At 71.0% G+C, this 25,232-nt stretch carries 25 protein-coding genes; 19 read left to right on the top strand and 6 right to left on the bottom strand.

Annotated elements, in window-relative coordinates; genetic code table 11:
* Nucleotides 1-49: 49 nt before the first annotated feature.
* Complete coding sequence (locus ACIGXX_RS06110; protein ID WP_399974312.1) at nt 50-715, bottom strand: pyridoxamine 5'-phosphate oxidase family protein; 666 nt, start codon at nt 713-715, stop codon at nt 50-52.
* 236 nt (nt 716-951) lie between these two features.
* Here ACIGXX_RS06110 and ACIGXX_RS06105 point away from each other — a divergent pair, with 236 nt between their 5' ends.
* Complete coding sequence (locus tag ACIGXX_RS06105) at nt 952-3,894, top strand: glycoside hydrolase family 2 TIM barrel-domain containing protein (protein WP_399973187.1); 2,943 nt, start codon at nt 952-954, stop codon at nt 3,892-3,894.
* Here ACIGXX_RS06105 and ACIGXX_RS06100 read toward each other — a convergent pair.
* Nucleotides 3,836-4,501, bottom strand: coding sequence for a DUF4389 domain-containing protein (locus ACIGXX_RS06100; protein ID WP_351158612.1), 666 nt, complete (start codon nt 4,499-4,501; stop codon nt 3,836-3,838). The genes ACIGXX_RS06105 and ACIGXX_RS06100 overlap by 59 nt on opposite strands.
* A 191-nt stretch (nt 4,502-4,692) precedes the next feature.
* On the opposite strand from ACIGXX_RS06100, the gene ACIGXX_RS06095 reads away from it, so the two are divergent.
* Complete coding sequence (locus tag ACIGXX_RS06095; protein ID WP_351159342.1) at nt 4,693-5,100, top strand: VOC family protein; 408 nt, start codon at nt 4,693-4,695, stop codon at nt 5,098-5,100.
* Here the strand turns inward: ACIGXX_RS06095 and ACIGXX_RS06090 are convergent.
* Nucleotides 5,081-5,800 carry a helix-turn-helix transcriptional regulator gene (locus tag ACIGXX_RS06090; RefSeq protein WP_361474061.1) on the bottom strand — a complete coding sequence of 240 codons (720 nt, stop codon included), beginning with the start codon at nt 5,798-5,800 and terminating at the stop codon, nt 5,081-5,083. The two genes, ACIGXX_RS06095 and ACIGXX_RS06090, sit on opposite strands and share 20 nt — an antisense overlap.
* Nucleotides 5,801-5,826: 26 nt before the next feature.
* Nucleotides 5,827-6,762: an AraC family transcriptional regulator gene (locus ACIGXX_RS06085; RefSeq protein WP_351158608.1), complete on the bottom strand. Its 936-nt coding sequence runs from the start codon at nt 6,760-6,762 to the stop codon at nt 5,827-5,829.
* Between the two features lie 80 nt (nt 6,763-6,842).
* Here ACIGXX_RS06085 and ACIGXX_RS06080 point away from each other — a divergent pair, with 80 nt between their 5' ends.
* On the top strand, nt 6,843-7,709 hold the full coding sequence (locus ACIGXX_RS06080) for an NAD(P)H-binding protein (protein ID WP_351158606.1): 867 nt from the start codon (nt 6,843-6,845) through the stop codon (nt 7,707-7,709).
* 188 nt (nt 7,710-7,897) lie between these two features.
* On the opposite strand, the gene ACIGXX_RS06075 is transcribed toward ACIGXX_RS06080, so the two are convergent.
* Complete coding sequence (locus ACIGXX_RS06075) at nt 7,898-9,046, bottom strand: YihY/virulence factor BrkB family protein (RefSeq protein WP_351158604.1); 1,149 nt, start codon at nt 9,044-9,046, stop codon at nt 7,898-7,900.
* 17 nt (nt 9,047-9,063) lie between these two features.
* Here ACIGXX_RS06075 and ACIGXX_RS06070 point away from each other — a divergent pair, with 17 nt between their 5' ends.
* Together ACIGXX_RS06070 and ACIGXX_RS06065 are read left to right on the top strand one after the other, a co-directional pair.
* Entirely contained in the window at nt 9,064-10,701 is a 1,638-nt protein-coding gene (locus tag ACIGXX_RS06070) for an acyl-CoA dehydrogenase family protein (protein WP_351158602.1), read from the top strand.
* Between the two features lie 293 nt (nt 10,702-10,994).
* Nucleotides 10,995-12,287, top strand: a complete 1,293-nt coding sequence (locus tag ACIGXX_RS06065; RefSeq protein ID WP_361470674.1) for a GAF domain-containing protein — start codon at nt 10,995-10,997, stop codon at nt 12,285-12,287.
* 100 nt (nt 12,288-12,387) lie between these two features.
* Here the strand turns inward: ACIGXX_RS06065 and ACIGXX_RS06060 are convergent, their stop codons facing one another.
* Nucleotides 12,388-13,413, bottom strand: coding sequence for a M4 family metallopeptidase (locus ACIGXX_RS06060; protein ID WP_361470676.1), 1,026 nt, complete (start codon nt 13,411-13,413; stop codon nt 12,388-12,390).
* Between the two features lie 108 nt (nt 13,414-13,521).
* Between ACIGXX_RS06060 and ACIGXX_RS06055 the strand changes: the two genes are divergently transcribed.
* From ACIGXX_RS06055 to ACIGXX_RS05990, 14 genes are all read left to right on the top strand, one after another.
* On the top strand, nt 13,522-14,085 hold the full coding sequence (locus tag ACIGXX_RS06055) for a GNAT family N-acetyltransferase (RefSeq protein WP_383817301.1): 564 nt from the start codon (nt 13,522-13,524) through the stop codon (nt 14,083-14,085).
* Between the two features lie 181 nt (nt 14,086-14,266).
* Nucleotides 14,267-14,350, top strand: a complete 84-nt coding sequence (locus ACIGXX_RS06050) for a putative leader peptide (protein ID WP_323178717.1) — start codon at nt 14,267-14,269, stop codon at nt 14,348-14,350.
* Between the two features lie 116 nt (nt 14,351-14,466).
* Nucleotides 14,467-16,164, top strand: a complete 1,698-nt coding sequence (locus ACIGXX_RS06045) for a nitrite/sulfite reductase (protein ID WP_351158591.1) — start codon at nt 14,467-14,469, stop codon at nt 16,162-16,164.
* Nucleotides 16,161-16,340, top strand: coding sequence for a hypothetical protein (locus tag ACIGXX_RS06040; RefSeq protein WP_160507861.1), 180 nt, complete (start codon nt 16,161-16,163; stop codon nt 16,338-16,340). Before ACIGXX_RS06045 ends, ACIGXX_RS06040 begins: the two co-directional genes overlap by 4 nt.
* Nucleotides 16,337-17,050 (top strand): phosphoadenylyl-sulfate reductase, encoded by a 714-nt coding sequence (locus ACIGXX_RS06035; RefSeq protein WP_351158589.1) that lies wholly within the window; start codon nt 16,337-16,339, stop codon nt 17,048-17,050. Before ACIGXX_RS06040 ends, ACIGXX_RS06035 begins: the two co-directional genes overlap by 4 nt.
* Complete coding sequence (cysC, locus tag ACIGXX_RS06030; protein WP_351158586.1) at nt 17,050-17,637, top strand: adenylyl-sulfate kinase; 588 nt, start codon at nt 17,050-17,052, stop codon at nt 17,635-17,637. Before ACIGXX_RS06035 ends, cysC begins: the two co-directional genes overlap by 1 nt.
* Nucleotides 17,634-18,572, top strand: a complete 939-nt coding sequence (gene cysD, locus ACIGXX_RS06025) for a sulfate adenylyltransferase subunit CysD (protein ID WP_351158584.1) — start codon at nt 17,634-17,636, stop codon at nt 18,570-18,572. Before cysC ends, cysD begins: the two co-directional genes overlap by 4 nt.
* 2 nt (nt 18,573-18,574) lie before the next feature.
* Nucleotides 18,575-19,948: a GTP-binding protein gene (locus ACIGXX_RS06020; RefSeq protein ID WP_351158581.1), complete on the top strand. Its 1,374-nt coding sequence runs from the start codon at nt 18,575-18,577 to the stop codon at nt 19,946-19,948.
* A gap of 230 nt (nt 19,949-20,178) precedes the next feature.
* Complete coding sequence (locus ACIGXX_RS06015; RefSeq protein ID WP_351158578.1) at nt 20,179-21,309, top strand: aliphatic sulfonate ABC transporter substrate-binding protein; 1,131 nt, start codon at nt 20,179-20,181, stop codon at nt 21,307-21,309.
* Between the two features lie 36 nt (nt 21,310-21,345).
* The gene (locus ACIGXX_RS06010) at nt 21,346-22,137 is read left to right on the top strand and encodes an ABC transporter ATP-binding protein (protein ID WP_351158576.1); all 792 of its coding nucleotides are present in this window, start codon (nt 21,346-21,348) and stop codon (nt 22,135-22,137) included.
* Nucleotides 22,124-23,026 carry an ABC transporter permease gene (locus tag ACIGXX_RS06005; protein WP_351158573.1) on the top strand — a complete coding sequence of 301 codons (903 nt, stop codon included), beginning with the start codon at nt 22,124-22,126 and terminating at the stop codon, nt 23,024-23,026. The genes ACIGXX_RS06010 and ACIGXX_RS06005 overlap by 14 nt, the downstream gene beginning before the upstream one ends.
* 6 nt (nt 23,027-23,032) lie before the next feature.
* A complete protein-coding gene (locus ACIGXX_RS06000) occupies nt 23,033-23,803 on the top strand; it encodes a sirohydrochlorin chelatase (RefSeq protein ID WP_399973177.1) in 771 nt (256 codons plus the stop codon).
* A gap of 11 nt (nt 23,804-23,814) precedes the next feature.
* Nucleotides 23,815-24,672: a hypothetical protein gene (locus ACIGXX_RS05995; protein WP_351158568.1), complete on the top strand. Its 858-nt coding sequence runs from the start codon at nt 23,815-23,817 to the stop codon at nt 24,670-24,672.
* A gap of 47 nt (nt 24,673-24,719) precedes the next feature.
* On the top strand, nt 24,720-25,229 hold the full coding sequence (locus tag ACIGXX_RS05990; protein WP_351158565.1) for a GNAT family N-acetyltransferase: 510 nt from the start codon (nt 24,720-24,722) through the stop codon (nt 25,227-25,229).
* The last annotated feature ends 3 nt before the right edge of the window (nt 25,230-25,232 follow it).

Genomic DNA, 25,232 nt, shown 5'->3' with positions numbered 1-25,232 from the left:
ACCTGAGTCGGCCGTGCCCTGACCCGGGTCAGCCGTGCCGGGACCCGAGTCAGCCGTGCCGTGTCCCGCCGCGCCCGGCGATGTGCGGCGGGACCGCGATGCCCGGCGGGAGCAGCGGGTCGGCGACCGGGGTGCCCCAACTGGCCGTCAGGGGAAGGTTCCCGGCCCAGACGCCGAGCCCGGCGTCCGGTCCCTCGCCGTCGTCCGGCGGGCCCACGCTCGTCTTGACCGACGCCTCCTCCAGGGAGAGGGCGAGCAGCGTGGTCGCGGCGAGCTCCTTGCGGCTGGGGCCGCGGGCGTAGTCCCACTGGCCGGGGGCCGCGTGTTCGGTGAGCAGGCGCAGGCCGGTCAGCTTCTCGTCCGGGTCGGTGACCTTGCGCGGGACGCCGTAGATCATCGCGCTGCGGTAGTTGACGCCGTGCTCGAAGACCGAGCGGGCCAGGATCAGGCCGTCCACGTGGGTGACGGTGACGCAGACCGTCGCGCCGGGGTCGGCGGCCAGGCTGCGGCTCGCGACCGAGCCGTGCAGATAGAGCTGGGTGTCGTCGCGGCCGTAGACGGTCGGCACCACCATGGGGTGCCCGTCGACGACGACACCCAGGTGGCAGAGGAACCCCGCGTCGAGGATCGCTTCGAGGTCGGCGCGGTCCAGGCTGCCCTGCTCGCGCAGGCGGCCGTGGCGGGTGCGGTCGGTCTGCGGGAGCGTGCCGGACAGGGGCCGGGAGGGCGGCGTGTGCTGGTTGCTCTGCTGCTGGCTGGTGGTCACGCCTCCGCAAGCTACCGATATCGCCGCCAAAATGCCATGCCTCAACGGATTACATCCGGTGATCTGCAATGAACGACGAAATCCGCACCTCGCGTGTCATTCGTCCAACTCCGCCGCCGAGAATCCAACAACCCCCACCGCGTGAGTGTTGTGACGTCCCACCTCACCGCTGTCTGATGGAGGTCATGGAGCTCCCCTATCTTGAGGACGTGTCCCCCGGCACCGGCAGCCTCCCGCCTCGCGCGTGGAACGCGCGCTCGGATGCCATCTCCCTCCCACTGAACGGCAGTTGGCGCTTCCGACTCTCCCCGGCCGCCGACACCGCCGACGACTCCTTCGCATCGGACGGCTACGACTCCGGGACCTGGGACACCGTGGCGGTGCCCGGCCACTGGGTGCTGCAGGGCCACGGCGCGCCCATCTACACCAACATGGTCTACCCCTTCCCGGTCGACCCGCCCCGCGTGCCCACCGAGAACCCGACCGGCGACCACCTGCGCACCTTCGACCTGCCGGCCGACTGGCCCACGGCCGGCGGCGGCACCCTGCGCTTCGACGGCGTCGAGTCCTGCGCCCGCGTCTGGCTGAACGGCACGGAGCTCGGCGAGTTCAAGGGCTCCCGGCTGCCGCACGAGTTCGCGGTCGGCCACCTCCTGAAGCCGTCGGGCAACGTCCTCGCGGTCCGCGTCCACCAGTGGTCCTCCGGGTCCTACCTGGAGGACCAGGACCAGTGGTGGCTGCCGGGCATCTTCCGCGACGTGACCCTGCTGCACCGCCCCGAGGGCTGCGCGCTCGACTTCTTCACCCATGCCTCGTACGACCACGGGGCGGGGACGGGGACGCTGCGGGTCGACTCGGACGTCAAGGGCCGGGTCACCGTGCCCGAGCTGGGGATCGACGTCGCCACGGGCGAGCCCGTGACGGTGGCCGTCGAGCCCTGGACCGCCGAGACGCCCCGGCTCTACGACGGGGTCCTGGCCACGGCGGGCGAGCGCGTCCCGCTGCGGATCGGCTTCCGCACGGTCGCCGTCGAGGACGGGGTCATCAAGGTCAACGGCCGCCGGATCCTGTTCCGCGGCGTGAACCGGCACGAGTTCCACCCGGAGACGGGCCGCGCGCTCGACCTCACGACCATGCGCACCGACGTCCTGCTGATGAAGCAGCACAACATCAACGCGGTCCGCACCAGCCACTATCCGCCGCACCCCGCCTTCCTCGACCTCTGCGACGAGCTGGGCCTGTGGGTCATCGACGAGTGCGACCTGGAGACCCACGGCTTCACCGAGCAGGGGTGGCGCGGCAACCCCGTCGACGACGACCGCTGGACGCCCGCGCTCCTGGACCGCGCGGCCCGCATGGTCGAGCGCGACAAGAACCACGCCTCGGTGATCATCTGGTCCCTGGGCAACGAGTGCGGCACGGGCCGCGGCCTGACCGCCATGGCCCGCTGGATCCGCGCACGGGACGCGGACCGCCTCATCCACTACGAGGGCGACGCGTCCTGCGCGGACACCGACATGTACTCGCGCATGTACGCCGACCATGCCGAGGTCGAGCGCATCGGACGGCGCGCGGACAGGGACGGACCCCCGTCGCGTCGCCAACTCCCCTTCATCCTCTGCGAGTACGGGCACGCGATGGGCAACGGCCCCGGCGGCCTGAGCGAGTATCAGGAGCTGTTCGACGCGCATGAGCGCAACCAGGGCGGCTTCATCTGGGAGTGGATCGACCACGGCCTCAGCCACCCGGAGTTCGGCTACGCCTACGGCGGCGACTTCGGCGAGGAGCTGCACGACGGGAACTTCGTCTGCGACGGCCTGGTCTTCCCCGACCGGATGCCGTCGCCGGGGCTCGACGCGTACAAGCGGGTCGTCCAGCCGGTGCGGTTCGCGTACGACGAGGACGCGGGGACGGTCAGGGTCACCAATCTGCACGACTTCGCGGACCTGTCGCACCTGTCCTTCGAGTGGACGTACATCAGTGACGACGACGCGCTCCGCGAGGGCGGGGAGCTTGCCGTGCCGCCGGAGCTCGGGCCCGGCGAGTCCGTCGAACTGAAGCTGCCGGACGCGCCGCCCGCGAGCCGCGCCGCCGAGACCTTCCTGCATCTCACGGCGCTGGTGGGCGCCGAGACGAACTGGGCGAAGCTGGACCACGGCGTCGCGCGGGCCGAGTTCCGCATCTCGCCACGCCCGGCCGTCCGCGCCGCCGTCGGTGAACGGCCGCTGCGGGAGGGGGACTTCATCACGCTCGGCCCCGGCGTCTTCGACGCCCGCACCGGCGAACTGCGCACCCTGCACGACATCCCCCTGTCCAGCGCCCCGCGCCTGGACATCTGGCGGGCTCCCACCGACAACGACAACGGCGCTTCCTGGCAGGGCGGGCAGCGCAACGGCCTCGTGTGGCGCGAGCTCGGCCTGCATCGCATGCGACACCGCCTGGACGCGGTCGAGTTGACGGACGACGCGCTCACCGTCCGCACCCGCGTGGCGCCCGCCGCGCAGGACATCGGCCTGCGCACCGTCTACCGCTGGACCGCCGACGGGACCCAGTTGCGCCTGGCGGTGTCCGTGGCACCGGAGGGCGAGTGGACGGTGCCGCTGCCCCGGCTCGGCGTCCGGCTCGGTCTGCCTGCCGCGTACGGGCACGCGTACTGGTTCGGCGGCGGACCCGGTGAGGGGTATCCGGACACGGCGGCGGCATCCGACATCGGCACCTGGTTCCTGCACGTCGACCGGATGCAGACCCCGTACGTCCGCCCCCAGGAGAACGGCGCCCGTGCGGAAGTCCGGTGGGCCGAGCTGCGGGCGGGCTTCGACGGCGAAGGGGTACGGGTGGTCGGTGATCCCGCCTTCTGGTTCACGGCGCGCCGCTGGACCACCGAGCAGCTGGACGCGGCCGCGCACCGCACGGACCTCGTCCCCGGCGACACGGTGTGGGTCCATCTCGACCACGGGCAGCACGGCATCGGATCGCAGTCGTGCGGGCCCGGGGTGCTGCCACGCCACGAACTCCACGCCGCTCCGGCGGAGTTCACGTTCACCTTCTCCCACCGGGAGGCCCGCGCAGTCAGCCCATGGGCTCCCGCTCACCCAGGTCGAGGCGGTAGGGCGGATACACGTCCGTGAGCAGCAGGCCGTAGGCCAGGACGCGCGCGGCCCAGCGGTGCAGGCCGATGTTGAGGTCGTGCATGCCACGGGGGTAGCGGCCCGTGAAGAGCAGGGACACGCCCGCGTAGAAGGCGATGATCGCGGCGAGACCGAAGCTGACGCGGAAGCCGCCCGTGAACAGACCGACCACCAGGAGCTGCGGCAGGATCAGGAGCCAGCTCTTGACGAGGACGAGCCCCCTGGAGAGGTGCTCGGGGTAGGCGATGTCGAAGTGGGCCGGGTAGTCGGCGACCTCGCGCAGGGCGAAGGGAGGGTAGCGATCGGTGCCGAGTGATCCGTACGCGTAGTACTCGACGCGCCAGGTCCAGCGCATCACACCGACGTTGAAGTCGAACAGCGCCCGTGGATAGCCGCCGGTGATCAGGATCGCGAAGAAGGCGACCACGGTGACGAGGAAGAGGCCGATCCACAGGAAGAACAGGACCACGTGGTGCGGGATCACGAGCAGCCACTTCACCAGCCAGAGCCAGCGGGACAGCACCACGTCGTCGTCCCGCACCTCCAGACTGACCGGACTGACCGGGTGCTTGCCGAGCGCGGTCGTCGCCGTGGGCATGGCGGACATGACGGTCAACTCCCCTCGTCCCGTGCTGTGCGGTTCTCTGGGCGGTTCTCTGGGCGGTTCGCGTCCCGTGCTGTGCACGTCCTGCCCACATGTACGGCTGGGCGCGGGCCGCGGCAAGGAGTGGCGCGGCGTCCGTTTTCTTCAAGACGGGCCAAGGGCGGCTGCCTAGGCTGCGAAGCATGAACACGAACATCACACCCCGCTTCGATCTGGTCGGCCTGGTCGTCTCCGACATGGCCGCGACACTCGCCTTCTACCGCCGTCTCGGCCTGGAGTTTCCCGAGGGTTCCGAGGGTCAGCCGCACGTCGAGGCGGCGCTCCCGGGCGGTCTGCGCATCGCGTTCGACACGGAGGAGACCATCCGCTCCTTCGACAAGAACTGGGAGCCGCCGCAGAGCGCGGGCCGCATCGGGCTCGCGTTCCACTGCGAGACCCCCGAGGGCGTCGACGCCGCCTACGAGGAGCTGGTCGGCGCCGGCCACCACGGTGAGCTCAAGCCGTGGGACGCCTTCTGGGGGCAGCGGTACGCCTCCGTGCTCGACCCGGACGGCAACGGCGTGGACCTGTTCGCGCCGCTGTCTAGCCCGGCCGCCGACTGAGCAGTTCGCTCAGCGGCATGCCCGCCAACTCCTTGACGTCACGGGCCAGATGGGCCTGGTCGGCGAAGCCCGCGACGATCGCGGTCTCCGCGTAGGCCAGGCCGCCCCTGGCCAGGGCGAGGGCGCGCTGCAGCCGCAGGACGCGGGCCAGCGTCTTGGGTCCGTAGCCGAACGCGGCCAGTGAACGCCGGTGCAGCAGGCGGGCGTTGATGCCCGCCTCGTCGGCGGTCGCCGCGATGGACCGTCCCGCGTCCAGTGCCTTGACGACGTGCGTGAGCAGCGGGTCGGGCGGCTCCGTCTCTCCCGCCCGCGCCAGCGCGAAGGACTCCAGGACGGCCGCCGGGTCGCGGGCCGCGTCCATGCGCTCGGTCAGGCGGCGCGCGTCGGCGGACGGCCACAGGTCGGCCAGGTCGACCCGCCGGTCGCGCAGCTCGTGCGCGGGCACGCCGAGGAAGGCCGGGGCGGTGCCGGGGTAGAAACGGATGCCCACGTACCGGGCGGCGACATCCGGTGCGGGGCGGTGCGCGCGGGTGTCCGGTCCCGCCACCATGAGCCTGCCCCCGGCCCACAACAGGTCCATGCAGCCATCGGGAAGTACGGGGTACACGGGGCCGGCCGCACCGCCGCTGGTGCGCGTCCACAGGACCGCGCCCGGGACACGGGACGGCCGCTCCGCGTACTCGACGGTCTCGTACGACACGCGGTCAAGGTTACGCCGCTCAGGGGCTACGCGGCCCGTGAGCGGTGCTCCTGCGGGCTGACCCCGTACACCCGCTTGAAGGCGCTGGAGAGCGCGAACGCGCTGCCGTACCCGACGCGGCGGGCGATCGCGGCGATGGTCTGCTCGCTGTCCCGCAGCAGGTCGGCGGCGAGCGCGAGCCGCCAGCCCGTCAGGTACGCCATCGGCGGCTCGCCCACGAGTTCGGTGAACCGCCGGGCGAGCGCGGCCCGCGACACCCCCGCCTTCGCGGCGAGCGCGGCGATCGTCCAGGGGTGCGCGGGGTCGTCCTGGAGCAGCCGGATCGCCTGCCCGACGACCGGGTCCCCCATCGCCCGGTACCAGGCGGGGGCCTCGGCCTCCGGCCGCGAGAACCAAGCCCTCAGCGTGGCGATCATCAGCAGGTCGAGCAGCCGGTCGAGCACGACCTCCTGTCCCGGCTCGTCCTTGGCGATCTCGTCGGCGAGCAGCGGGGTGAGCGGGCAGTCCCACACCTCGGTGGGCAGGATCAGGAGCGGGGGCAGCGCGTCGAGGAGCCGCCCGGTGATCTCGCCGCGCGCCTGGTAGGTGCCGATCAGCATCTCCGCCGCGCCGTCGAGCGATTCGCCCCAGGTGCGCAGGCCGAGGTCCTGGTACTGCCCGATCGGGGTACCGCCGAGGGGCACGCAGCGTTCGCCGGGCAGGATTTCGGCGCGGGGCGGCGTGTCCGGGGTGTCCGCGACGGTGTAGTGGTCGGGGCCGCGCGCGACGGCGACGTCTCCGGGGCGGATGCGCTGGGGTTCGCCGCGGTCGGGCACGATCCAGGCGGTGCCGCGGACCATGATCATGACGGAGAGCGGCGCCTCGTCCGCGATCCGGACGGACCAGGGCGGGTCGAAGCACGCGCGGATCATGAAGGCTCCTCGCGCGCGCGGGCCCTCCAGCAAGCCTGCGAGTACGTCCATGCCGAAAGCGTAGACGCACGCGTATGGGGGCGAGCCCCTGACGGATGGTTCCTCGTGGCGCGGCCCAGTTCACTGGAGGCATGACGGAGAACGCGATGAACTCGCAGGACACGCAGGGCACGCGGACCATGACGGTGCTGGTCACGGGCGCTTCGGGCAAGACGGGACGCCGGGTCGCGGAGGCCGCCGAGGCGGCGGGGTTCACGGTGCGGGCCGCTTCCCGCTCGGGCGCGGTGCGGTTCGACTGGTACGACCCTTCGACGTGGGAGGAGGCGCTGCGGGGCGCGGACGCCGCGTACCTCGCCTACATGCCGGACGTCGGCGCGCCCGGCGCGGGCGACGCGGTGGGCGCGCTGGCCCGGCAAGCGGTGTCGCTCGGCGTGCGGCGGCTCGTGCTGCTGTCCGCACGGGGCGAGGACCAGGCGGAGCCGGCCGAGCGTGCGGTGCGGGAGTCCGGGGCGGAGTGGACCGTGGTGCGGGCGAGTTGGTTCGCCCAGAACCTGAGCGAGGGTCCGCTGCTCGACGGCATGCGGGCGGGGGAACTGGTGTTCCCTGCCGGGGAGGTCCTCGAACCGTTCATCGACGCGCGGGACATCGCCGATGTGGTGGTGGCGGTCCTTCGCCCCGACTCGGGCCACGCGGGGCGGGTGGTGGAGATATCGGGCCCGCGCCTGCTGTCGTTCCGCGACGCGGTGGCCGAGGTGTCGGCGGCCACGGGCCGGGAGATCCGGTACGTCCCGGTCTCCGCGAGGGAGTACGGGGGTGCTCTCGCGGAGTACGGGGTGCCGGAGGAGGAGGCGGAGTTCCTGATCGAGCTCTTCGAGACGAATCTGGACGGCCGCAACGCGCATCTGTCCGCGGGGGTGCGGGAGGTCCTGGGACGGGAGCCGCGTGACTTCGCCGATTTCGCCCGGGAGCAGGCGGAGGCGGGCGTCTGGAAGGCGTAGTTCTCCCGGACCCCGCCCCTTCCCCAAAACCCGCTGCGCGGGGGCGTCCTCAAACGCCGGACGGCTGGAAGATCAGCCCCTCCGGCGTTTGAGGAGCGGGGCCTGGGGCGGAGCCCCGGGTAGGTCCGGGGCGCAGGCACGGTTTTCGGGAAGGGGCGGGGTCGGGGAAAAGCCCCGCAGGGACGTTCCTACTCCGGCGGTGGCTGCTCGCCGCTTCCCCCGCCGTTCTTCTTGACGTGCGTCCGCAGGCGGGAGGAGACGTCGTCCGGGGGCAGGAAGCGTGACCAGCGCTCGGGGAACTCGGACGGCATGTCCGGGTCGTCCGGGTCCGCGGACGCTTCGCGCGCCGCAGCCGCCCGCGCCACCACCTCCACCGCCCGCGCCTCCCGTATCCGGTCGTTGGCGGCACGCGCGGCAGCCGTGGCGACGGAGGGCCACACCCGGTCGATCGCCGCGTTCACCGCGGCCCCCACCAGGACCGCGAACGCCGACACCCCTATCCACAGCAGCACGGCCACCGGCGCCGCCAACGAACCGTAGATCGTGGGCCCTTCGACCGTGCTCGTCAGGTAGATCCGCAGCAGGAAGCTGCCCAGGACCCACATCCCCAGGGCGATCAGCGCGCCCGGCATGTCCTCCACCCAGGGCGAGCGCACCGGCACCGACACGTGGTACAGCGTCGTCAGGAACACCACCGACAACAGCGTCACCACCGGCCAGTACAGGATCTGCACCACCGTCGTGGAGCCGGGCACCAGCTTCACCACCGCGTCGGGCCCCGCCACCATCAGCGGCAGCGCCACCGAACCGATCAGCAGCGCCACGATGAACAGGCCGAACGCGAGCAGCCGGGTCTTGACGATGCCGCGTGCGCCGTCCAGGCCGTACATGACCGTGATCGTGTCGATGAAGACGTTCACGGCGCGCGAGCCCGACCACAGGGCGAAGAGGAAACCGATGGAGATGACGTCGGGCCGGCCGACCCGCATCACGTCCTCCAGTATCGGCTGCGCGATCTGGCTGACGCCCTTGTCGGAGAGGACCGTGCGGGACGCCTCCAGGATGTTGTTCTCGACGCTGGCGATCGTGTTCGCGCCGGTCCACCGGTCCACGTACGCGAGCAGGCCGATCAGGCTCAGGAGCAGCGGCGGCACGGACAGCAGGGTGAAGAACGCCGCCTCGGCCGCGAGCCCCAGGATCCGGTATTCCACGCACGAGTTGACCGTGTCTTTGAGCAGCAGCCAGGCAGTCCTGCGCTTGGAGACGTTGCTGTAGAGAGCGCGGGCCCGGTTCCAGCGGCCCGACGGCCTCCCGGGTGTTTCTTTTGCCTGGTGCACCTCCTTACCGTAGCGGCATGGCAGCCAGCACCCACACAGTGACCAACCAGGCTCCGCCCCTGGTGGGATATGACGTCTTTACGTCCGACCGCGCGCTCACAGAGGGAGTCGAACGGCATCTCGATCCCGCCCTTCTCAGTACCGCGCGCGAGCAACTCTCCGAACTCGGGCGCACCGCAGGATCGGCCCAGGCGCGGGAATGGGGCTTTCTGGCCAATGAGAATCCGCCCGTTCTGCACACCCATGACCGCTATGGGAATCGCATCGACGAAGTCGCCTTCCATCCCGCGTGGCACCGGCTGCTCGGCAAGGCCGTTTCGTCGGGTCTGACCACCGCCTGGTCGCGGCCCGGCGGCCATCTGCGGCGCGCGGCCGCGTTCCTGGTGTGGACGCAGGTCGAGGCGGGGCACGCCTGCCCGCTGTCGATGACGCACGCGGCGGTGCCCGCGCTGCGGGCCGATCCCGCGCTCGCCGCCGAGTGGGAGCCCCGGCTGACTTCCCTCGTCTACGACGAAGGGCTTCGGCCCGCGTCCCAGAAGGCCGGAGTGCTCTTCGGGATGGGCATGACGGAGAAACAGGGCGGCAGCGACGTACGCGCGAATACGACGCGTGCGCGTGCTCTCGCGGAAGACGGCACGTATGAACTCACGGGGCACAAGTGGTTCTGTTCCGCACCCATGTCCGACGGCTTTCTCGTGCTCGGGCAGACGGATGCGGGACTTACGTGTTTTCTGGTGCCTCGGGTGCTCGACGACGGAACACGGAACGCCTTCGCCATTCAGCGGCTGAAGGACAAACTGGGCAACAAGTCGAACGCGTCCAGCGAGGTCGAGTTCGACGGGACGTGGGCGCGCCGGGTCGGGGACGAGGGACGCGGGGTGCGCACCATCATCGAGATGGTGGCGGCGACGCGGCTCGACTGCGTGGTGGGCTCGGCGGCGATCATGCGGCAGGCCGTCGCGCAGGCCGTGCACCACGCCACGTACCGCGAGGCGTTCGGCGGCAAGCTCATCGACAAGCCGCTGATGCGCAACGTACTGGCGGACCTGGCCCTGGAGTCGGAGGCGGCCACGACGCTCGCGCTGCGGCTCGCGGCGGCGTACGACGACGGGAGCGAGCAGGAGCGCGCGTTCCTGCGGATCGCGGTGCCGGCCGCGAAGTACTGGGTGACCAAGCGCTGCACACCGCTCGTGGTGGAGGCCCTTGAGGTGCTCGGCGGCAATGGATACGTCGAGGAGTCGGGGATGCCGCGGCTCCTTCGCGAGTCGCCGCTGAACTCGATCTGGGAGGGCTCGGGGAACGTACAGGCCCTGGACGTGCTGCGGGCGCTTCAGCGCGAGCCGCAGGCGCTGAACGCCTTCCTCCAGGAGGTCGGCCTGGCGCGCGGCGCCGATCACCGCCTGGACGGCGCGATCAAGGGGCTGCTCACCGAACTGGCCGATCTGGACGGCATCGAGGCGCGGGGCCGCCGGCTCGTGGAGCGGATGGCGCTGGTGCTCCAGGGCTCGCTGCTCGTGCGGTACGCGCCCCCGGAGGTGGCCGACGCGTTCTGCGCCTCGCGGCTCGGCGGGGACTGGGGCTCGGCGTTCGGGACGCTGCCGCACACCCTCGATCTGGCGGCCGTGGTGGAGCGGGCCGCTCCCGGCGGCAACTAACGGCGGACGGCTCCCTGCGGCAACCGGCGGGAGTCGCGGGGGTGGTGCTGCGCCGACACGGCACCACCCCCGCTTCCCGGCCCCGTCCAGGAGCGTGAACACCGCCTGAGCGGCGTCGACATCACCTTCGGCCACCAGACTGCTGTTCGCGAGGGTTGCAGACCGTTGCAAGTCGTCGGTTCAACGCCGAACCACATCGGTTCATTACTGAACCAATACCCTTGCGGGCGCCGAGGGGGCACGATGGACGCACGCCCCCCGACGCACTGGCTCTGCTCGGGAAGGACCCGGTGATGAACGCGACTTCGACGATCAACCTCGCGAGGATCTCCACCATGGACTGCACGCAGGCCGCGCGGCTGCTCGCGGGGGTCCGCCACGCGGCGCTCGCCGGAGAGCAGCCGCGTGTGCTGCCGCGTCCGGTGATCGAGGAGTCCTGGGGGCGCATGCTGCTCGACGGGGTCGATCCGGACCACGACTTCCGCTCCCGGCTGCTCAGCTTCGAGGAGCTGGAGGAGCGGCGCCGCGCCTCACGGCTGACGGAGATCATGCCGGTCCTCCGGGACGCGCTCGTCTCGGTGGCGGACGCGGCGCACCACATCATGGTCGTCTGCGACGCGGACGGCCGGGTCCTGTGGCGCGAGGGCAGCTCCGCGGTGCTGCGCAAGGCGGACTCGCTCGGCTTCGAACTGGGCGCCGACTGGGCCGAGAGCGTCGTCGGCACGAACGGCATAGGGACACCGCTCGTCGTGCGCAGGCCCGTGCAGGTCTTCTCCGCCGAGCACTTCGTGGAGACGCATCACGCGTGGACGTGCACGGGCGCGCCCATCACCGATCCCCGTGACGGCCGCCTCCTCGGCGTGGTCGACATCAGCGGTCCGCTGAACACGATGCATCCGGCGACGCTCGCCCTGGTCGACTCGGTGGCCAAGCTCGCCGAGGCCCGGCTGCGCGAGAGCCACGGGACGACGCTCGACCGGCTGCGTTCGGTGGCGGCGCCGGTCCTCGCCCGCCTCGAAGGGCGCGCCGTCGCGGTGGACTCGCACGGCTGGACGGCGGCGGTCACGGGAATGCCGCACACGGACCGGCTCCCCCTGCCCAAGTCCCTGTCCGCGGGCCACACCTGGCTGCCCTCGCTGGGCACCTGCGCGGTGGAGCCGCTGCCCGGCGGCTGGCTGCTGCGCGTCGAGGAGGACCCGCAGCCGCTGGCCGCGACCCGTGTCGTCCTGGACGTGAGCGGGCCGCGCCGCTGGTCGGTCACCGTCGAGGGCGGCGGCGCGGGCGGCTGGACGCACGAGCTGAGCCCGCGCCACGCCGAGCTGCTCTACCTCCTCTCCACCCACCGCAAGGGCCGCAGCGCCTCGGGCCTGGCCGAGGACATGTTCGGCGACCCGGCACGCACGGTGACGGTCCGCGCCGAACTCTCCCGGGTCCGCCGCTACTTGGGCGGGCTCCTGGCCCACCGCCCCTACCGCTTCCCCGAGGACGTGGACGTGCAGGTGATCCTGCCCGAGCACCCGGCGAACCTGCTGCCGCACTCGACGGCGCCCGCGGTGCGCGAGGCGCGGAGGGTGCCGGAGCCTTGAGTGCCGCGGCCCCCTCCTTCTTCTCCCTCTGTCTCTCCTTCTCTCCCGCCGGGCCGCCGGGCGGCCCGGTGACCACCCGGCGGCTGGACGTACGGGCCCCTCACACGCCGGGTATCTCCCGCGCCTGGAACGCCTCGCGCACGGCGTCCGCCGCGCTCTTGCCGTACATCTTCTGGGCGGTCGCGATCGTCGTCAGGGCCGCGTCCTCGAAGCTGGTGTCGGGCGCGAAGCCGAACTGGGCGTTGACGATGATCCGGTCGGCGGTACGCGCACCGAGCGAGCCGCGGATGTCGAAGAGCGCCCGGGACCAGATCTCCCCGTCCGCGTGCACCTCCCCCACCTTGTCGGCGTACGTCTTGTCGCTGTCGACCCGGCGCAGACAGTGCGGGGCGTCCGAGTACGAGACGGCGTCCCAGTCGGCGACGCAGGCGAGGTCGGCCTTGGCGGGCCAGCCGTACTTGGCGTCGGCGTACGCGCCGACCGACACCGCCAGGTAGTCGCCCCAGGCCTCACCGATCGAGCCCGCCTCCGGCGACGTGCCGAAGCCGGGCACCTGGGCGTGGTGCACGGCGTGCCCGTACTCGTGGACGACGACCTCGGCGTCCTCGGCGTCGTCGACACCCCCCTTGCCGAACCGGATCTCGGCCTTCTTGTCGGTGAAGAACGAGTTGTCCGCGCCCCACTGGTTGATGCGGACCGGCTGGGCCCGGTCGTTCGCCCCCGGCAGTTCGCTGCCGAAGCCGAGGCTCTGCAGATACTCCTGCGACTCATTGACCCAGAAGTACGCCATGACCTGCTCGAACTGGTCGTCGTCGCGGGCGTAGCCGCCCGCGTCCGCGACCTTGGCGGAGGCGCCGGTGTCGGATCTGATGTACGCCCACTTGCCAAAGAGTCCACCGCTGGAGTCGAGATTGCGCAGGGCGGCGGTGGCATAGGCACCGGCGGGAACGGACGTCGCGGAGTCCTTCGCGTCGACGAGGGTCTGGTCCCCCGACGACTGGACGGGGTTGACCATGAAGACGCGGGCCTGCGGGTCCGCGGAGGCCGAGGCGGGTGCGGCAAGCGTCGCGAGGGCCACGGTGACGGTGGCCGCGGCGAGCAGGCCGCGGGGGGTGCGGCGGGCCATGGGACATCCTCCAGCTCGAAGAATGCGGGGGGTGGCAGGCGCTGCGGGATCTTCCCGCATCCCGGGCACCTTTGGCCAGGGTGCGTGGCACATGGTTCGCTGACCCGCATGAGCCTCACTGTCACCACTTGGTCCCTGGAGCAGACCGCTCCCACCGATCTGCTGGCCGCCGCCGCGCCCGAGGGCGACGACGTGCGCATCGTGCGGGCCGAGATCCCCTCCCCCGAGTTCAGCCGCTTCCTCTACGCCTCCGTCGGCGGCGACATCCGCTGGACGGACCGGCTCTCCCTCTCTTACGACCAGTGGCAGGAGGAGCTCGGCAAGCCGGGCGTCGAGACCTGGGTCGCGTACGAGAAGGGGACACCGGCCGGATACGTCGAGCTGGCGGCGCAGGAGGGCGGTGTCGTCGAGATCGTCTACTTCGGGCTCATCCCGGCCTTCCGGGGGCGGCGGATCGGCGGCCACCTGCTCTCCCAGGGCGTCCGTCGCGCCTGGGACCTCGCCGAGCGCTGGCCGGACCTCACCCCGACCAAGCGGGTGTGGCTGCACACCTGCTCCAAGGACGGCGAGCACGCCATGGACAATTACCTGCGGCGCGGCTTCAAGCTGTTCGACACGAAGGTGGAGCAGGAGCCGGAGGTGGCCACGCCCGGACCGTGGCCCGGCGCCTAGCGCTCCGCGCGGGGGCGCGTTCTCGGCCGCACGGCCGTCGTGGCCGGTCGCGCGGTTCACCGCGCCCCTGACGGGGCCGTGGCGAGTGACCGACGCCACACCATCTCACATGGTAAGACTCACACGTCCACATTCTGGATAATGGTGGACTGGGCCGAAAGTCCCATGACACGCTTCCGTCATGGATCGCACTGGAATTGCCTTGGTGAGTCGACGTCACGTCGATCTCTGCCGCATGTCCAGCGCCATGTGTCCGGCGAGCTGACAGCACCAGCGCCGACGACTCTCTCCGCTTGACCACCTATCTGCGCACCGCCGCGCCCCTTGCGCGAAGTGTGCAGGTCAGAGCCGCCCTCAGCCCGCCTTGAAGGACGTATAGCCATGGCTGCCACCCCTGAAAAACCCACGACTGCCGCGCCCCGGCGCAAGGCGAGCCGTCACCGTGGTGAGGGCCAGTGGGCCGTTGGCCACTTCACGCCGCTCAATGGGAACGAACAGTTCAAGAAGGACGACGACGGTCTCAATGTGCGGACACGCATTGAGACGATCTACTCCAAGCGTGGCTTCGACTCGATCGACCCGAACGATCTTCGTGGACGTATGCGCTGGTGGGGGCTCTACACCCAGCGCCGCCAGGGAATCGACGGCGGCAAGACCGCCATCCTGGAGCCCGAAGAGCTGGACGACGAGTACTTCATGCTGCGGGTGCGCATCGACGGCGGCCGGCTCACCACCGAGCAGCTGCGCGTCATCGGCGAGATCTCGCAGGAGTTCGCGCGCGGCACCGCCGACCTCACCGACCGGCAGAACGTGCAGTACCACTGGATCCGCATCGAGGACGTTCCCGCGATCTGGGAGCGGCTGGAGGCCGTGGGCCTCTCCACGACCGAGGCCTGCGGTGACACCCCCCGCGTCATCCTCGGCTCGCCCGTCGCCGGTGTCGCCGAGAACGAGATCATCGACGGCTCCTCCGCCATCGACGAGATCCAGCGCCGCTTCATCGGCAACCCCGACTTCTCGAACCTGCCGCGCAAGTTCAAGACGGCCATCTCCGGCTCGCCTCAGCTCGACGTCGCGCACGAGATCAACGACGTCGCGTTCGTCGGCGTGAACCACCCCGAGCACGGCCCCGGCTTCGACCTCTGGGTCGGCGGCGGCCTCTCCACCAACCCCAAGCTGGGCGTACGGCTCGGCGCCTGGGTGCCGCTGGACGAGGTGCCGGACGTGTACGGCGGCGTCATCGGCATCTTCCGCGACTACGGCTACCGGCGGCTGCGCAACCGCGCCCGCTTGAAGTTCCTCGTCGCCGACTGGGGCCCGGAGAAGTTCCGGCAGATCCTGGAGGACGAGTACCTCAAGTACAAGCTCGTCGACGGGCCCGCGCCCGAGCAGCCGACCGGCACCTGGCGCGACCACCTCGGCGTGCACAAGCAGAAGGACGGCCGCTTCTACGTCGGCTTCGCCCCCCGCGTCGGCCGCGTGGACGGCACGACGCTCACGAAGATCGCCGATGTCGCCGCCGCCCACGGCTCGGGCCGCCTTCGCACCACCGCCGAGCAGAAGATGATCGTGCTCGACGTCGAAGAGGCGCAGGTCGAGTCGCTCGTGGCCGGGCTCGAAGCCCTGGACCTGCGGGTCAACGCCTCCCCCTTCCGGCGCGGCACCATGGCCTGCACCGGCATCGAGTTCTGCAAGCTGGCGATCGTCGAGACCAAGGCGCGCGGCGCCTCGCTCATCGACGAACTGGAGCGCCGCATCCCGGAGTTCGACCAGCCGATCACCATCAACATCAACGGCTGCCCGAACGCCTGCGCCCGTATCCAGGTCGCCGACATCGGCCTGAAGGGGCAGTTGGTCCTGGACGGCGAGGGCAATCAGGTGGAGGGCTTCCAGGTGCACCTGGGCGGCGCGCTCGGCCTGGAGGCCGGGTTCGGCCGCAAGGTCCGCGGCCTGAAGGTCACATCGGCCGAGCTTCCCGACTACGTGGAGCGGGTCCTCACGCGCTTCCAGGAGGAGCGCGCGGACGACGAGCGCTTCGCCACCTGGGTGGCCCGCGCCAGCGAGGAGGCACTGTCGTGAGCGAGCGTGCCGCGCCCTTCTACTGCCCCTACTGCGGCGACGAGGACCTGCGTCCCAACGAGACCGGTCACGGCGCGTGGGAATGCGCCGCGTGCAATCGAGCCTTCCAGTTGAAGTTCCTCGGGCTGCTCGCCCAGGGGGTTCAGCGCAACAGCGGTGGAGGGGAAGAGATATGACGGCCGTTCAGACCCAAGAGCAGCGCACGGACGACGAGTTGAAGGCTCTCGCCGAGCAGGCCGGACGGGACCTTGAGGACGCGTCGGCCCTGGAGATCCTCCGGTGGGCCGTCGACACGTTCGGCGAGCGCTTCTGCGTGACCTCCTCCATGGAGGACGCCGTCGTCGCCCACCTCGCCTCGCGGGCCCGCCCCGGCGTGGACGTCGTGTTCCTCGACACCGGCTACCACTTCCCCGAGACCATCGGCACCCGTGACGCCGTCGCCGCCGTGATGGACGTCAACGTCATCACGCTCTCGCCGACGCGGACGGTCGCCGAGCAGGACGCCGAGTTCGGCGCCAAGCTGCACGACCGCGATCCCGACCTGTGCTGCGCCATGCGCAAGGTCAAGCCCCTTGAGGAGGGCCTGACTTCGTACGCCGCGTGGGCGACGGGCCTGCGCCGCGACGAGTCCCCCACCCGGGCGAACACCCCGGTCGTCGGCTGGGACGAGAAGCGCCGGAAGGTCAAGGTCTCGCCGATCGCCCGCTGGACGCAGGACGACGTGGACGCCTACGTCGCCGAGCACGGCGTCCTCACCAACCCCCTCCTCATGGACGGCTACGGCTCCGTGGGCTGCGCGCCCTGCACCCGCCGCCTCCTGGAGGGCGAGGACGCACGTGCCGGCCGCTGGTCGGGCAATGCCAAGACCGAGTGCGGTATCCACTGATGACAGAGCCGCAGAGCGTGACAGAACCTCGACACGTAACGGAGAAGCACGTGACCACCGGAGCCACCATCTGGCTCACCGGCCTGCCCAGCGCGGGCAAGACCACCATCGCGTACGAGCTGGCGGAGAAGCTGCGCGGCGACGGCCACCGGGTCGAGGTCCTCGACGGCGACGAGATCCGCGAGTTCCTCTCGGCGGGCCTCGGCTTCAGCCGCGAGGACCGGCACACGAACGTGCAGCGCATCGGCTTCGTCGCCGAACTGCTGGCGCGCAACGGCGTGAAGGTCCTGGTGCCGGTGATCGCGCCGTTCGCGGACAGCCGTGAGGCGGTGCGGGGGCGCCACCAGAAGGGCGGCACGCCCTACCTGGAGGTCCACGTGGCCACGCCGGTGGAGGTCTGCTCCGTACGCGACGTGAAGGGTCTGTACGCCAAGCAGGCGGCCGGTGAGATCTCCGGACTCACCGGCGTCGACGACCCCTACGAGGCACCCGAGTCACCCGATCTGCGCATCGAGTCCCAGGACCAGACCGTGCAGGAGTCCGCGGCGGCCTTGCGCGCGCTGCTCATCGAAAGGGGTCTGGCATGACGACGACCGTGGCCACCGTGACCGAAGGGACGGACAGCCCCTACGCGCTGTCCCACCTGGACTCGCTGGAGTCCGAGGCGGTGCACATCTTCCGCGAGGTGGCGGGCGAGTTCGAGCGGCCGGTGATCCTCTTCTCCGGCGGCAAGGACTCCATCGTCATGCTGCACCTGGCGCTGAAGGCCTTCGCCCCCGCGGCGATCCCCTTCTCGCTGCTGCACGTCGACACCGGGCACAACTTCCCCGAGGTCCTCGCCTACCGCGACCGTGTGGTCGCCGAGCACGGCCTGCGGCTCCATGTCGCCTCGGTGCAGGACTACATCGACGCGGGCAAGCTGCGCGAGCGCCCCGACGGGACGCGCAACCCGCTCCAGACCGTCCCGCTCACGGAGAAGATCCAGAGCGAGAGGTTCGACGCGGTGTTCGGCGGCGGGCGCCGCGACGAGGAGAAGGCGCGCGCCAAGGAGCGGGTGTTCTCCCTGCGCGACGAGTTCTCGCAGTGGGACCCGCGCCGCCAGCGCCCCGAGCTGTGGCAGCTCTACAACGGCCGCCACGCGCCCGGCGAGCACGTCCGCGTCTTCCCGATCTCCAACTGGACCGAGCTGGACGTCTGGCAGTACATCGCCCGCGAGGGCATCGAGCTCCCCGAGATCTACTTCGCGCACGAGCGGGACGTGTTCCAGCGCTCGGGCATGTGGCTGACCGCCGGTGAGTGGGGCGGCCCCAAGGACGAGGAGACGGTCGAGAAGCGGCTCGTGCGCTACCGCACGGTCGGCGACATGTCCTGCACCGGCGCCGTCGACTCCGACGCCACCACGCTGGACGCCGTCATCACCGAGATCGCCGCGTCCCGGCTGACCGAGCGGGGCGCCACCCGCGCCGACGACAAGATGTCCGAGGCCGCGATGGAAGACCGCAAGCGCGAGGGGTACTTCTAACCATGACCAGCACCACCGAACCCGACAAGGCGCAGCCGCTCTCCACCGAGCAGCTCTCGGCCACCACCCTGCTGCGGTTCGCCACGGCCGGTTCCGTCGACGACGGCAAGTCCACCCTGGTGGGGCGGCTCCTTCACGACTCCAAGTCGGTCCTCACCGACCAGCTGGAGGCCGTGGAGCGCGTGTCGCTGGGCCGTGGCCAGGAGGCGCCCGACCTGGCGCTGCTCACCGACGGCCTGCGGGCCGAGCGCGAGCAGGGCATCACCATCGACGTGGCCTACCGCTACTTCGCGACCCCGCAGCGGCGGTTCATCCTCGCCGACACCCCGGGCCACGTGCAGTACACCCGGAACATGGTCACCGGCGCCTCCACCGCCGACCTCGCCGTGGTCCTCGTCGACGCCCGCAACGGCGTCATCGAGCAGACCCGTCGGCACGCCGCCGTCGCCGCGCTGCTGCGCGTCCCGCACGTGGTGCTCGCCGTGAACAAGATGGACCTCGTCGCGTACGAGGAGACCGTCTTCGCGAAGATCGCCGAGGAATTCACCGCGTACGCGAGTGAGTTGGGTGTCCCGGAGATCACCGCGATCCCGATCTCGGCGCTCGCCGGGGACAATGTCGTCGAGCCGTCCTCGAACATGGACTGGTACGGCGGCCCGACCGTCCTCGAGCACCTGGAGACGGTCCCGGTCAGCCACGACCTGACCTCCTGCCACGCGCGCCTGCCCGTCCAGTACGTGATCCGCCCGCAGACCGCCGAGCACCCCGACTACCGCGGCTACGCGGGACAGATCGCGGCGGGCACCTTCCGGGTCGGCGAGTCCGTGACCGTGCTCCCCTCGGGCAAGACGTCGAAGATCGCCGGGATCGACCTGCTCGGCGAGCCGGTGGACGTGGCCTGGACCCCGCAGTCCGTGACGCTGCTCCTGGAGAGCGACATCGACATCGCGCGCGGCGACCTGATCGTGCCCAGCGGCGACCAGCCGCCGATCTCGCAGGACCTCACGGCGACGGTCTGCCACGTCGCGGACACCGCGCTCGCCGTCGGCCAGCGGGTGCTGCTCAAGCACACCACCCGCACGGTCAAGGCGATCGTCAAGGACATCCCCTCGCGGCTCACCCTGGACGACCTCTCCCAGCACCCGGCACCCGGCGAGCTGGTCGCCAACGACATCGGCCGCGTCGTCATCCGCACCGCGGAGCCGATCGCCGTCGACGCGTACGCGGCCTCGCGCCGCACGGGCTCCTTCCTCCTGATCGACCCGGCGGACGGCACGACGCTCGCCGCTGGCATGGCGGGCGACGCGTTCGCCACCGTCACCGAGCCGGCCGAAGAGGCCGCTTCGGCCGTGGACGACGAGGGTTGGGACTTCTAGCGATGACCTCGATCGACTTCTTCTCGACCTTCGCGAAGGAGGGCGGCCGCGTCGGCAGCGGCGCCCTCGGCAGCGGACAGGGCGGGGTCGGGCGATGTGCGTGATGACGTACGCGCACCGCTTGCGCGCCCTCACCCCCCGCGAGCTCGACCTGCGAAGACGAAAACCTGCCGATCTCCCGGCCGCGCCCTGAGGGCGTGAGAGCCGGGCCAACGAGAGGACCACCTCCCGTGCCTGCCAGCTTCCGCACTCCACGCACCACCGGCGGCCGACGCGCCCTGACCGCCGTCGCCGCCCTGCCGCTGCTCGCCGTCGTGCTCACCTCCTGCGGCTACGGATCCAACTCGGACGACGACAACGACAAGGCCGAGGTGGCCGCGGGTGCGAAGAAGATCGAGGGCCTGGACGAGGTGAAGATCGGGTACTTCCCGAACCTCACCCACGCCACCGCCCTGGTCGGTGACCAGGAGGGCCTGTTCCAGAAGGAACTGGGCGCGACGAAGGCCACGTACACGCAGTTCAACGCCGGTCCTTCGGAGATCGAGGCGCTGAACTCGAAGTCGATCGACATCGGCTGGATCGGCCCGTCGCCCGCGATCAACGGCTACACCAAGTCCCAGGGCAAGAACCTGCGCATCATCGGCGGCTCCGCGTCCGGTGGCGTGAAGCTGGTGGTCAACCCGGACAAGATCAAGTCCCTGGACGACGTCAAGGGCAAGAAGATCGCGACGCCGCAGCTCGGCAACACGCAGGACGTCGCCTTCCTCAACTGGATCAAGGAAAAGGGCTGGAAGGTCGACGCGGAGAGCGGCAAGGGCGACGTCTCCGTGGTCCGCACCGACAACAAGATCACCCCGGACGCCTACAAGTCCGGCTCGATCGACGGCGCCTGGGTGCCGGAGCCGACCGCGTCGAAGCTGGTCGCCGAGGGCGGCAAGGCGATCCTCGACGAGGCCGACCTGTGGCCGGACAAGAAGTTCGTGATCACGAACATCATCGTGTCGCAGGAGTTCCTCGAGGAGCACCCGAAGGTCGTCGAGGCCGTCCTGCGCGGTTCGGTGAAGACCAACCAGTGGATCAAGGACAACCCCGACAAGGCGAAGGCGTCCGCCAACGCCGCCCTCAAGGAGTCGTCCGGCAAGGCGCTGCCCGCCGAGGTCATCGACCCGGCGTGGAAGTCCATCCAGACCACGGACGACCCGCTGGCCGCCACGCTCGACTCCGAGGCGAAGCACGCGGTCGCGGCGGGCCTCCTGGAGAAGCCGAACCTCAAGGGCATCTACGACCTGAAGCCGCTGAACAAGGTCCTCAAGGCCGAGGGCAAGCCCGCCGTCGACGACGCCGGTCTCGGCGTCAAGTAACCCCGGACTCAGACCAGTTCCCAGGAGGTGACGACCATGGCGACGACCACCCTCGCCAAGGCGGCGGACGACATCACGGCCGCCCCGCACGCAGCCCGGATCGAGCACGTCTCGAAGTCCTTCTCCACGCCCGCCGGGCAGCAGCTCGTCCTGGACGACATCACGCTCGATGTCGCTCCGGGCGAGTTCGTCACCCTCCTGGGAGCCTCGGGCTGCGGCAAGTCGACGCTGCTCAACCTGGTGGCGGGGCTCGACAAGCCGTCGGCAGGCGCCATCGCGACCGACGGCCGCCCCGCCCTGATGTTCCAGGAGCACGCGCTGTTCCCGTGGCTGACCGCGGGCAAGAACATCGAGCTCGCCCTGAAGCTGCGCGGCGTCGCGAAGGCGGAGCGGCGCGAGCGTGCCGAGGAGCTCCTCGGTCTCGTACGGCTCCAAGGGGCGTACGGCAAGCGGGTGCACGAGCTGTCCGGCGGCATGCGCCAGCGGGTGGCGCTCGCCCGCGCGCTCGCCCAGGACAGCAAGATCCTGCTGATGGACGAGCCGTTCGCGGCGCTCGACGCGATCACGCGGGACGTCCTGCACGACGAACTGACCCGCATCTGGCGCGAGACCGACGTCTCCGTCCTGTTCGTCACGCACAACGTGCGCGAGGCCGTCCGCCTCGCCCAGCGCGTCGTGCTCCTCTCGTCGCGTCCGGGCCGGGTGGCGCACGAGTGGCGGGTGGACATCCCCCACCCGCGCCGCATCGAGGACTCCGCCGTGGCGGAACTGTCCGTCGAGATCACCGAACAACTGCGTGGGGAGATCCGCCGACATGGCCAGCACTGACACTCCGGTCGACAAGGCCGAGAGGGACAGCAGCCAGGACCTGGCCGGCCTGGAGGCGGGCCTCGACGCCCTGGACGCCGTCCAGACCCGGCGCACCCCCTTCCGCCAGACCCTCGTGCAGAAGATCCTGCCGCCGGTGACCGCCATCGTGCTGGTCCTGGTCGTCTGGCAGATCATGGTGTGGGCGAAGGTCACCGACTCCTACAAGCTGCCCGCTCCCTCCGCCGTCTGGCACGAGGTGGAGGACGCCTGGCTCCAGGGAACGCTCCTGGAGTACATCTGGACGTCCGTGTCGCGCGGTCTGCTCGGCTTCCTGATGGCGCTGGCGATCGGTACGCCGCTCGGTCTGGTCGTGGCCCGGGTGCGGTTCGTCAGGGCCGCGATCGGCCCCATCCTGTCGGGTCTGCAGTCGCTTCCGTCGGTGGCGTGGGTGCCGCCGGCCGTGATCTGGCTGGGGCTCAACGACCAGATGATGTACGCGGTGATCCTGCTCGGCGCGGTCCCCTCGATCGCCAACGGACTTGTCGCCGGCGTCGACCAGGTGCCGCCGCTGTTCCTGCGGGCGGGCCGCACGCTGGGCGCGACGGGCCTGCGCCACACCTGGCACATCGTCATGCCGGCGGCGTTGCCCGGCTATCTGGCCGGTCTGAAGCAGGGCTGGGCGTTCTCGTGGCGCTCGCTCATGGCCGCGGAGATCATCGCGCAGTCGCCGGACCTGGGCATGGGGCTCGGCCAGCTCCTTGAGGCCGGCCGCACGAACAGCAGCATGTCGCAGGTGTTCTTCGCGATCCTGCTCATCCTCATCGTCGGCATCGCCATCGACCTGCTGATCTTCAGCCCGCTGGAGCGGCGCGTCCTGCGCAGCCGCGGACTGCTCGCGAGGAGCTGACCCATCATGTTCGGCCGTCCCGCCCGCCCCGTTCTGTTCGTCATCGCCCACGGCAGCCGCGATCCGCGGCATGCCGAGACGGTGCGCGCCCTGGTGCGCCGGGTGCGGGAGCAGCGGCCGGGGCTGCGGGTGGAGACGGGTTTCCTGGACTTCAACTCGCCCTCGGTGCCCGAGGTGCTCGACTCCCTGGACGCCGAGGGCGTACGCGACGTGATCGCGCTGCCGCTGCTCCTCACCCGGGCGTTCCACGCGAAGTCGGACATCCCCGCGGTCCTGGGCCAGGCGCCGCCGCGTCTGCGCATCCGGCAGGCGGCGGTGCTCGGCCCCTCCCCGCTGCTCCTGACCGCTCTGGACCAGCGGCTCTACGAGGCGGGGCTCAGCCCCGCCGACAAGTCCTCGACCGGGGTCGTGCTGGCCTCGGCGGGGTCATCAAACCCGGAGGCGATCGCAGTGATCGCTGAAATCGCGCGGGAGTGGCGGCACACCGGTTGGTGCGCCGTGCGGCCTGCGTTCGCCTCCGCATCTCTGCCCCGCACGGAGGACGCCGTGCGGGAACTGCGTGACCTGGGGGTGGCCAGGGTGGCGGTGGCGCCCTACGTCATCGCGCCCGGTTTCCTGCCGGACCGCATCGCGCGGGGCGCCGCCGAAGCGGACGTCACGGCCCAAGTGCTCGGCCCTTCGGCGGGGTTGGCGCGGCTGCTCGTGCAGCGCTACGACGAGGCACGCGCCGAGTCCGGTGTGGTCGGGCGGGTGGCGCGGGTCCCCGTGCTGGCCTAGCTTGTGGGTTCATGACCCTCACCAGATCCCGCACGCTCTGGCTGCGGACCGAGCCCCTGCACGCAGTGATCTACTTCGAGGAGCGCTGCCGCGACCTGGGCAGGGCGCTGGGCCTCAAGGGCTTCTGGATGGGCTACTTCGCGGCCCGCGCCGCCCCCATGGGCCCGGTCGAGTCGGGCCCGGCGACGGCCGCGCTCGGCGTCTTCGCCCCGGGCATGGTGGCGCGGGCCCTGCCCTCCGCCTGGCAGTACGTGTCGCCGGGCCGGATCGTGGAGGAGCGCGCGGCCAGCACGGCACGCGCCCTGCGCGCCCTGGTCCCGGGCATCGACGACCAGGCCATCGCCCTGTGTCCGCCCCTCGCCGCGATGGTCGAGGACGCCCCGTCGCTGGCCCGACCGCTGTTCGCGGCGAACCGGGACGTGAGCGAGCGGACCGATCCGGTGCAGCGGCTGTGGCAACTGGCGACCTGCGTACGCGAGTTCAGGGGCGACGCGCATGTCGCCGCGCTCGCCGACCACGGCCTGGACGCCTGCGAGGCGCTGGTGCTCGCCGCCGCCACGAACCGCGTGGACCCCGGCACCATCCGGCACGACCGGGGGTGGACCGAACAGGAGTGGGCGCACGCGGTGGACCGGCTGCGCGGGCGCGGCCTGGTGGACGGCGACGGGCACATCACCGAGCACGGCCGCACGGAGCGGGAGTTGATCGAGGACGCCACGGACCGTCTGTCGGCGCGGCTGCTCCGCCCGCTCGCCGCGCGGGACGCGGACGCCCTGCTGGCCGCGCTCGAACGTCCGGTGCGGCACATCCTGGCGGCGGACGTCGTCCCCTTCCCCAACCCGATCGGACTGCCGCGCCCCACGGGGTGAGCCAATCCGGTTGCCGAGGCGTCACTTCTCCCCCTACCGTCTCGCCGATGACCCCCGTACTGCGTTCAGAGCGTCTGAGCCTGTCCCCCTATGTCGCCGCCGACGAGGAACAGTTCGTCTCGCTGCTCCAGGACGAGGCCGTGGGCCGCTGGTTCGGGGACGGGATGCAGAGCGTGGAGCAGACCCATGCCCTGTTCCGCCGGATCTTCGGCCTCGTGTACGCCGAGAACCAGTTCCCGGTCTGGGCGGTGCGGCACGAGGGCCGTTATGTGGGCCACGCGGAGATAAAGCCGTCGCCCGAGAGCTGGCTCGACGGCCACGAGATCGTCTACGGCCTCTTCCGGGGCAGCTGGGGGAAGGGTCTTGGCACGGAGCTGGCCCGGCTGCTCACCGCGTACGGCCATGAGACCTTGGCGCTCTCCGAGGTGCACGCGACCGTGGACGCGGAGAACATCGCGTCCCTCACTGTCCTCAAGCGGCTCGGCTTCACGCAGGGCCGCGCGGTCCCGGAGGACAACGGCCGCACCACGCTCCTGATGACCTCGGTCCACAGCTGACGG

Origin of the sequence: Streptomyces sp. NPDC055243 (assembly GCF_044544025.1) — a bacterium.
GTDB lineage: Bacteria > Actinomycetota > Actinomycetes > Streptomycetales > Streptomycetaceae > Streptomyces.
This window is presented reverse-complemented; position numbering and strand designations above follow the sequence as displayed.